The sequence below is a fragment of the bacterium genome (assembly GCA_035528375.1).
In the GTDB taxonomy this organism is placed as follows: Bacteria; RBG-13-66-14; RBG-13-66-14; order RBG-13-66-14; family RBG-13-66-14; genus RBG-13-66-14.
The window spans coordinates 1-8,684 of record DATKYS010000104.1; the positions used below are offsets into that span (position 1 = coordinate 1).

The window sequence follows — 8,684 nt, forward strand, 5'->3', positions numbered from 1 at the left end:
CGTAGAAAACGCGGCGGCCCGCGGAGGGGCCGCCCTACATCATCGCAAGCGGCGGGGATTAAAATCCCCGCCCTACATTCAGGCGCATGGCGATGGATAAAAAAAACGGGCGGGTGTGGGCACACGCCCCAACGGCGCGGACCCCGAGCGGCGTAAAAAAGGGGACGCCGGGCGTCCCCTCGTCACTGCACATGATAAGGCGGCTACTCCGCCCTCTCCTCGGCGGGATCGAACAGCTCGTCGGGGTTCCGGGCCTCGAGGCTTTTCTCCTGCAGGATTTCGTTGAGGGCGACCACCGTTGACTTCTCCGGACGCGGGACCCCGTAACGCAGCCTGGCGACGTTTATTTCGCGGGCCAGCTTGGCCACCTTCATGACCAGATCGTAGCGGTCCTTCGCCTTGGAGATGAGCTCCTCGATGGATATCTGGTAGAAATTGAAGAGATCCGTGGACCTGGCCTGCAACCGCATGGGTTTAGGTTCCTCTTCAATCAAGCCCTCGGCCTCGGGTTCGTAAACATTTTCGACCATTTCGCTCCTAAAGGCCTTCGGGAAGTTCGATGTCCTCGTCACGCATGTGCTCGAGCATGTACCGGGCGCTCTCGGAGAGGTCGCCGCGGGGCCAGCGCTCGAGGTAGGCGTTGAACGCCGCCTCGGCCTCGTCGTAGTTCTTCAGCTTGTCCGAGTACAGAAAGCCTATCATGAACTGAGCCTTGGGCGCCTCGTCGGAGTCGGGGTAGAACTCGAGGATTTTCTTGTAGTAGCTGACCGCGGTGGGCGGCGGGGCCGCCTCGGCCAGGGCGTAAAGCTCGGTCGGGCTTTCCTTGGGTTTCGGTTCGGCGAAGAGGTTTTCCTCGTTCACCACCACGTCGTACTGCTCGCGAAGCTCGGTGAAGAAATCCTGGACGCGCTGGTTGGAGGCTTCACTGATTATTCGACCCCGGACCGCCCCTCGCACCTCTTCGTAAGGTTTCTGACGCGGCTCCAGGTGCGATACTCTCTGCGCGATGACCCAGCCCGAATCTATCGCGAGCGGTTCCGAGTACTGCCCGTCAAGCAGCTCTTTTATCGCATGGTTGATGACCATGCGGGATTTCCTCCCCAGGGCCAGGATGGGCGAGGAGGGCTTCAGATAACCCAGAAGGCCGCCGTCGGGAGCGGACGATTCGTCTTCGGAGTACTCTCCGACGACCCGTTCGAAGCTCTCGCCCCTCTCCAAAGCCTGGTGCGCCGCCTTGATTTTATCCTCCTCCGCGCAGACGATGATGCGGAGCTGGACCTGCTCTTCGTCCAGGTATTCCCCCTTGTGCTCCTCGTAGAAATTGATGGCGTCGGCTTCGGGAACGAGGATGTAGTCGGCGATGCGGGATTTCACCCGGTCGAAGTCCAGGGCCTTGGACTCGATATTCTCCTCGACCAGGAGCAGGTGCCAGCCGAGTTTGCTCTGAACGGGGCCCGCCACCTCGCCCACCGGAAGGCCGAAGATGACCGCCTGCAGCTCGGGCACGGCGCCGAGCTGGGGGATGGGCATGTCCTTCGTCACCAGCCCCAGCATCCCGCCCAGACGTCTGGTCTTGACGTCGGTGGTGTCGGCCTTGGCCAGGTCGGAGAAGGAAATCTCGCCGGCTGCGAGACGGGCCTTGCCCGCCAGGGCGTCCTCCTCGGTCGCATAGAGGATGTGGCGCAGGCGAACCTGGGCGTCGGTCATGAACTCGTCGCGGTGGCTGTCGTAGTATTTGCGGAGGGTTTCTTCGGAGTAGCCGTAGAACTCGCCGAAGAAATCCTCGTAGTAGGCGATGGCCAGGGAGCGCACGCGGGCCTGTTCGATCTGGCGCTCCACCTTGGGATCCGAATCCAGGTCCTCGTCGAGAGCGGCCAGGTAGAGCACCTGCTCCTGGATTATCTGATCCAGGAAGCCCCGCCGGCCCTCCTCATCGGTCAGCATGGACTGGTACTGGGGCGGCAGATCGGCTATCCGCTGCTCCAGGTCGTCAATGGTGAAGGGCTCGCCGTCTATCCAGGCGACGGGGCGGTCGTCCTGGGCCGGCGTCGCCAGACACATCGAGAGGACGGCAAGAACGGTACAGATGAAGGCTGTTCTGAGCATAGTGTCACCTCACCGATGACCTGTTTGTCCGTGGTTAGTTTTAGCCGGAACCCTCGAGGTAGGCCGAGATTGCCTCCTCGTTTCGTTTGATTCCCAGGTCCTCTTCGAGGGCGTCGTAGAACTCCTGCTCATTCTCGCGGACCCGTGTCTCGAAGAGCCTCGACTGCGCTTGTGCGCGCACGTTATCGTACTGTGACTTCTCGCCCGGGGTGAAATCGAGGACCTGGATCACGGCCCAGCCCCGGGATAGCTCGAAAGGTTCACTCATCCCGCCGGGTTTGATGGAGAAGGCCTCGTCCTCGAAGGTTTTCTCGTCCCCCGTTCCGGCGAACAGGGGCAGGGGTTTCCCGCGGTAGAGCTTGGGGATCAGCCCCCCGTTATCCCTGGTCGCGGCGTCGAGACTGACCTCGCGGGCGATTTCGTCGAGATTCTCGCCGGCCTTCGCCCGGGCGATAACCCGTTCGGCGTCCTGGCGGGTGGCAGACAGGACGTAGCGCAGGCTCACCGCGTCGAGGCGGTCGAATTCGTCCCGGTGCGCATCGTAGTAAGCGCGGACGTCCTCCTCCGGGGTGAGGAGCTCCAGGACTATCTGGGGCTTGGCCTCGTCGAAGGAGAGGGGCTTGCCGGGGTTGAAGGCGTCCACGACGAACACGTGCCAGCCCATCTGGCTCTCCAGCGGACCGAAGGGCTCACCCACCTCGGCCGAGAAGATGGCCTTGATGACGTAGGGCGGGAGGACCTGGTTGTCGGGATACACCACCGGGAGCCGGCCGCCGTTCACCGCGCTCATCCGGTCCTTGGAACGCTCGGCGGCCAGTCGGGAGAAGTCGGCCCCGCCCCGGAGCTCGGTGAGGACACGCCCGGCCTCGGCTTCGTTCTCGGTGAGGATGTGCCTGACATTGGCCTGGGTGGGCGACACCAGTTCGGCGGCGTGATTCTGGTAGTAACCGAAGAGCTCGTCCTCGGAGAAGCCGTAGTTGGCGAAGCTGATGCGGATGTAGTTGGAGATGATCACGTCCCGGGCGGACTGCTCCAACTGGGCCTGTACGTCGGGAAGCTCGTCCACCCCCGCGGCGAGGGCCGCCTGGTAGAGGACCTCCACCTGGATGGATTTTTCTAAAAGCTGCTCCCGTCCCTGGCGTGTTCCCGCCTGCGTGAATCCCTGGTTGCCGAGAAGGGTCGCGGTGCGCTGGAGATTCTCGACGGTCAACGCCCCGTCGCCGACGTTGACCAGCACGGTCCCCTCCTCACCGCAGCCGGCGAAGAGCACGACAATGGACAGGGCCAGGGCCGCGGGGATCGTTATTTCCCTTCGGGCGCGGTTACGCACCGGTCACTCCTCGGGGTCGGGCTTTTTACCGTCGGTTTTCGCGGGGGATTTTTCGGCGGGTTTGCCATCGGTCTCCGTATCGCGCTCCCGCCTCTCGGCCTTTTTATAGGATTCGGGGCGGTAGTCGGTGGCGTAGAATCCGGAGCCTCGGAAGATCAACCCCGCGCCGGGTGAGGGCAGCCTTCGGATCGGCCCTCGGCCGCACTCGGGACAGCTCTCCGGATCCCCGGCGGTGATGGGGAGGAAGAGCTCGAAACGGTTGGCGCAGCTCTCGCAGAGGAATTCGTATGTCGGCATGGTTCGCTTTTAGGCGGGTCGAGCGGCTGGAAAGTATACTTAAAGCCGCCGCGCCGTGTCAAGGTGCGGCGCGGGTTTTGCTTTTCCCCGATCGGCCGCGCATGCTTCGGCGGGCGGGTTCGTGGACCCGCCCATCCACCGGTCGTCACCCTGGATCTCGAGTCAGAACGTGTAGCTCACGCTGAAGCGGTTCTTCATGCCGAAGAGCTCGCCCTCGGGCTGCTGGGCGAAGTCGAACTGGATGCCCAGGTAGCGTACGCTGAACCCGAAGCTGGTCCCCACGACCGCCGCCGATTCGTCGGAGTAGTAGCCGATGCGCAGGCCGACGATGCCGGCGTACCAGTATTCACCGCCCACTCCGAACACCGCCTCGCCGAGCTCCGTCTCCAGATCATCGTCGAGCCCCAACATGTACTTGGAGTAATCGAAGCTGAACCGCATCTCGTTGAAATCGTCGTTGAAGGGAATCTCGTAGGCCAGGCCGAGCTTCAGCATGCGCGGCAGCGGCGCGGGGACTTTCTGGTAGACGAGGTCCGTCCCCAGGTTCATCACCATAGCGCCCACCGAGAGCTTCTCCAGCGGCGTCTTCCAGAGAAGACCCGCGTCGAAGGCCACCGCCTGGGCCACGTTTTCGTTGGAGAGGTGATCGTAAACGTACTTCAGCGTACCACCCACCCCCAACGCGTCCTCGATGATGTCGTACCCGTACGACAGGCCGACGGATAGCCCGTAGGCGGCCATGTAGCCGATGGGCTGGGGGCTCTCCTTGGTAATGGCGATGAGGCCGGCGTTGGAGTAGAGGACCCAGATGCCGAAGGTGCCGATGTCCTCGAAGTTGTGGATGTAGCCGAGGTAGTCGTAGTAGATGTCATTGCCCTCGAGGGAGCGGTCGGAGTGCATGGCGCCGACCATGTGGTCGGAGAAGAAGCCGAGGCCGGCGGGGTTGTAGTAGGTGGCGTGGACGTCGTCGGCCACGGCTGTAAAGGCCTTGCCCATGCCGCCGGGTCGGGCGCCGGGGTCCATCGTCAGCCAGGGAACGGTGATGCTGACCGCGTCGGCCAGGGCGACGCCGATCGGGATGAGTATCAACAACGCCAAAAACGTCCTGCGCATGCCACTCCCGCTGCGGTTCCGGTGTGGGGGTACGTTAACACGCGACCGACCACCCACTCAAGCCGGTCTTTACCCGTTTCCCGTATACGCTGGCTTTCCCGAATAGTTCCTTCAGAAGGCGACGGCGACGCTGACCCTATGGGTGGAGCCCAGCTCGTGGTTGAGCCAGCAGTAGTCCAGTGAAATACCCCACAGAGACACCCCGCCGCCCAGGGTGAGCTTCCCCCGGTCGGCGCCCAGGCGAGCCGAGAACACGTCGGCCACGGTGAGCTCGAGGCCCCCGTGCAGGTCGAGGCTGATGTCGCCGAGATCGAGCTGCGCCGCGTCACCGTAGTCGGCGAGGATGAACTCGGCGTCGCCGGAGAGGGTCAGCACGCTGTCTATCCCGGCCAGGTCCAAGCCCCACGCCCCCCCGAGCACCACGCGCGGGTCGAAGGTGTCCGCGGTGCCGTTGCTCCAGGTTTTGACGGTGTAGGGATCGTGGACCACCAGGGCCAGTCCCGCCCGTTCCGACGGCCGCCAGAGGACCCCCAGATCGAAGCCGAACCCGTCGGCGGTGACCGCGCCACCTTCCGACGTGTCGGGGACCAGGTCGTCGTACAGGTAGCGGACGGTGACACCCGCCGAAAGATTCTCCACGAGCTGCCGCGCGTAGGTAAGCTGGAAGGCGTTGCTCGTGGAGTCCACCACGTCGTAAACCTCGGGCCGGCCGTCCTCGCCCCAGCGGGTCAGCTTGATGTCGTCGTAGCCGGTGCGGATCCAGGAGAGGGCGAAGGAGCCCAGACTCTCGTCGGGGGTCCAGAAGCCGGCGAGGGTGTCGTAGTTGACCAGGCCGGCGAAACGGCTGGAGTGCATGAAGAGCCCGCCGTAGTTCCCGGCGAAGGCCAGGCCCGCGGGGTTGTAGGCCGGGGCGGCGGCGTCCACGGCCAGCGCCGAGTAGGCCCCGCCCAGGGCCATCCCACGGGCGCCGAAGCCCGCCGTCAGATAATCCCCGGCGTACAGGGTGTCCCCGTCGGCCGCGACCGCGGTGACGACGAGCAAACCCAGAAGCACCGTCGGCTGTGTCACGCGCACGAAAGCTCCTAACGTAGCATGATGAATTTCTCGAAGGCCGTGGTCTTGTCGTCACCGTCGCGGGCCTCGAGGGAATACAGGTAGACGCCGTTGGCCAGCGGCCGGCCCCCGCTGTCGTTTCCATCCCATTCGATGACGTTGAACCCCGTGACCAGACCGGTCGCCTCGAGGGTCCGCACCAGACGGCCGACGGGGGTGTAGATACGGACGCGCGCCTGGTCCGGCCGTGTGCTGGCGAAGAAGGTGAAGGCCGTCGGGCCCGGGGCGGGGTTGGGCACCACCAGCACCTCGGACAGGCCCAGGCTGTCGGCCACCACGAGCTCCGCCGAGGCGGACCCCGGCTCGCCGAAGTTGTCGTAGCAGTAGAGCGTGAGCGTGTATTCCCCCGGGGGCAGCTCGAGCTGTCTCTCAATCACACCCCGGGTGTAATCACCGGAGACCGGCGTGTAGTCGTCGGTCAGGTCTATGTCGAAGCTGTGCTTATCGGCTTCGGCGACGAGGATGATCGGCCGGTCTATGTCGCCGGAGACCATGGGCACCCCGCCGTCGGAGCGGAGCAGAAGGATGCCCTGGGGGTCCGAGAGCTCGGCGGTGAGCTTGACGCTTCCGTCAATGTAGTCCCCGGAGGCGGTGGCGCCGTCGTCGAAGAAGAGGTTGACTACGGGGCCCTCGTTGTCGGCGGGCGGGTCCACCGAGCCGACGATGTCCAGTTTCCAGACCGTGTCCGCCGAGAAGGGGGCGTCGGTTATCGTCTCCCCCGTAGTCTCGTCCACCATGTACGCCCGGAGCTCCAGGGTGTAGGGGTAAATCTCGTAGTCGGAGAGGTCGTCGTTCATGTCCAGCGGGAGGGCGATCTGGGTCCTGAAAGAGCCGTCAACGAGCTCCGTCGAGGCGGCGCCGACCAGGCGGTAGATGCGGGTCTCGTAGGGAAAAGTATAGGTGTAGGGCATAATCGGACGGTCGTAGGCCCGAATCTGGACGGTTCCCGTCAGCACGGGGCTGTCCGGGGAATGGTCGGTCTGGCCGCCCGTGACGACCAGAACCTCACCCCGGGCGACCCGGTCGCCCGAGGGGGGGGTTATGTTCAGGCCGGGCTCGGCCCGGCGCAACAGGGAGGCCGAATCGCCGAACATCGTCTGGCGCTGGCGGTTGTAGGAATCACTTACGATGATGAGGTCCTGCATGTGGGCCAGACCGAAGGCGGGAATCTCGAGGCGCTTCTCGGGATGATAGAAGGCCTCGAAGAGCGCGCGGTGGTATTTTTTCTGAGCTAACCCTCCCGAGAGCCGCGTCGAGCCCGTTGCGGCGATGCACCCCTGGGGAAGCCACAGGATGAACTCGCTGATGCAGTTCCGATCTGTGGACGGGGTCCGGTCGAAGTCGGCGACGGAGCACGACGACTGGATTAACAGCGGCGTTACGGGGCAGTCCCATTCATCGAAGTCCCGGTAGAGGGGCGGACGGTTCGTCTCCGCCAGCTCGTGGGTCCAGGTGTTCCAGGCGCCGTGGCCGATGAAGCTGACCACGAGCTCGCCCTGACGGAGAGCCTCCCAGAACGCGGGGGTGACGTGCTCCCGGGTGGCCCAGCGGCGTTTTCCCACGTCGTACTTCTGCGGAGTTTTGGACCTTTCGCCGGTCATGGCCATGCCCAGGGCGGTCAGGTAGACCTTGTCGTTCACCATGCCGGCCTGCGCGGAGTACCGTAGCATATCCTCGGCGTCGATGTCGAAGGTGATGGGCTCGTTCTGGGAACCTTCGGGCGGTTCGCCGACGTAGATCACGGTGTTGTCCACAAGAAGGACGTGGTTGGTCTGCCAACTGCCGCCCGGAAGTTCGGGGTAGGCCGTGGCGTGGGAGACGTACGTCTCGAGCTGGGAGGGTTCGTAGGCACTGATACGGGTGAGGGCGACCTGGGGCAGCGGCACGTCGGAGTCGAGCTGCTCATCGGTCAGAAGGGAGGCGAAGTAGTTATCGCAGGCGACGAAGTAGGCGTTAGTCGAGGCGCTGATGACGTACGCGGTGGGGAGCATGGCCTGGGGGAATTTTCTCCAGTTCGGACCCTGATACCGGCTCTCCACGTCGCGGTAGTCGAAGGAGGTGTCCCCCACCAGGGTGACGAAGGTCAGCGGGTCGCCGACGCAGTCGGTCCAGGCGTGGTAGATGTAGTTGCGGATGGCGGCCGGGTCCAGCCGTCCGCCCGAGTACTCGTCGTAGATGTCGTCCACGCGGACCACCTGGACTCTCGTGCCCTCGGCGCGGTGCATCTCCACCAGGGGGTCCAGGGGAGCGCAGAGGTCCGGGTGGGCGATGTACACCAGGTCTGCGTCAACGGGTGAGTGAAGGTCCGACGGTACGTCGAGGTAAACGTCCAGGGGCTCGAGAGCCTGCCCGAGGTCCGCCACCACCAGGTGGTAATCCGGCTCGGCGTTCCAGACGAACTCGGCGTCGCGGGAGCCCTCGGGCCCGGTGAGCTCGAAGTTCACCAGGGATTCACCCCGGGTGAGGTCCCAGAAAACGAGGTCGTCGCCGGTGACGTCGGTAACCCGCATCCCGCGTTCGCCCGACACTCCCGTCGGGCCCCAGCCTTCGAGTGTGCTCGACTGCGCGCGCAGTCCCCGGTTGTAAATCACCTGGAAGCTGTCCACGTAGATACCCGCGTAGTAGGGATGAAGGGGGTCGGGTGATGGTGGTACGCTTATCTCGAAGGTAAGGTAGTTCGTCCCGTCCTCCACCTCCCCTGCCGGTATGTCCCCCCATACCTTGT

General features: G+C 64.3%; 7 protein-coding genes. All 7 read right to left on the reverse strand.

Going from position 1 to position 8,684, the window contains the following annotated elements:
* Positions 1 to 203: 203 nt before the first annotated feature.
* The gene (gene rpoZ, locus VM054_08290; GenBank protein ID HUT99060.1) at positions 204 to 530 is read right to left on the reverse strand and encodes a DNA-directed RNA polymerase subunit omega; all 327 of its coding nucleotides are present in this window, start codon (positions 528 to 530) and stop codon (positions 204 to 206) included.
* Positions 531 to 537: 7 nt separating this feature from the next.
* Positions 538 to 2,106: a peptidyl-prolyl cis-trans isomerase gene (locus tag VM054_08295; GenBank protein ID HUT99061.1), complete on the reverse strand. Its 1,569-nt coding sequence runs from the start codon at positions 2,104 to 2,106 to the stop codon at positions 538 to 540.
* A gap of 40 nt (positions 2,107 to 2,146) precedes the next feature.
* Complete coding sequence (locus VM054_08300) at positions 2,147 to 3,436, reverse strand: peptidyl-prolyl cis-trans isomerase (GenBank protein HUT99062.1); 1,290 nt, start codon at positions 3,434 to 3,436, stop codon at positions 2,147 to 2,149.
* 3 nt (positions 3,437 to 3,439) lie between these two features.
* Positions 3,440 to 3,733, reverse strand: coding sequence for a zinc ribbon domain-containing protein (locus tag VM054_08305; GenBank protein HUT99063.1), 294 nt, complete (start codon positions 3,731 to 3,733; stop codon positions 3,440 to 3,442).
* Positions 3,734 to 3,895: 162 nt separating this feature from the next.
* Positions 3,896 to 4,846, reverse strand: coding sequence for a PorV/PorQ family protein (locus VM054_08310; protein HUT99064.1), 951 nt, complete (start codon positions 4,844 to 4,846; stop codon positions 3,896 to 3,898).
* Positions 4,847 to 4,957: 111 nt separating this feature from the next.
* Positions 4,958 to 5,920: a PorV/PorQ family protein gene (locus tag VM054_08315; GenBank protein HUT99065.1), complete on the reverse strand. Its 963-nt coding sequence runs from the start codon at positions 5,918 to 5,920 to the stop codon at positions 4,958 to 4,960.
* Between the two features lie 8 nt (positions 5,921 to 5,928).
* Positions 5,929 to 8,684: C25 family cysteine peptidase (locus VM054_08320; protein HUT99066.1), on the reverse strand; the 2,756-nt coding region annotated here is incomplete at its 5' end.

Bases quoted from the DNA above. Each gene is read 5' to 3' on its own strand.
- rpoZ (HUT99060.1), bottom strand. From the start codon at position 530: ATGGTCGAAAATGTTTACGAACCCGAGGCCGAGGGCTTGATTGAAGAG.
- VM054_08295 (HUT99061.1), bottom strand. From the start codon at position 2,106: ATGCTCAGAACAGCCTTCATCTGTACCGTTCTTGCCGTCCTCTCGATG.
- VM054_08305 (HUT99063.1), bottom strand. From the start codon at position 3,733: ATGCCGACATACGAATTCCTCTGCGAGAGCTGCGCCAACCGTTTCGAG.
- VM054_08310 (HUT99064.1), bottom strand. From the start codon at position 4,846: ATGCGCAGGACGTTTTTGGCGTTGTTGATACTCATCCCGATCGGCGTC.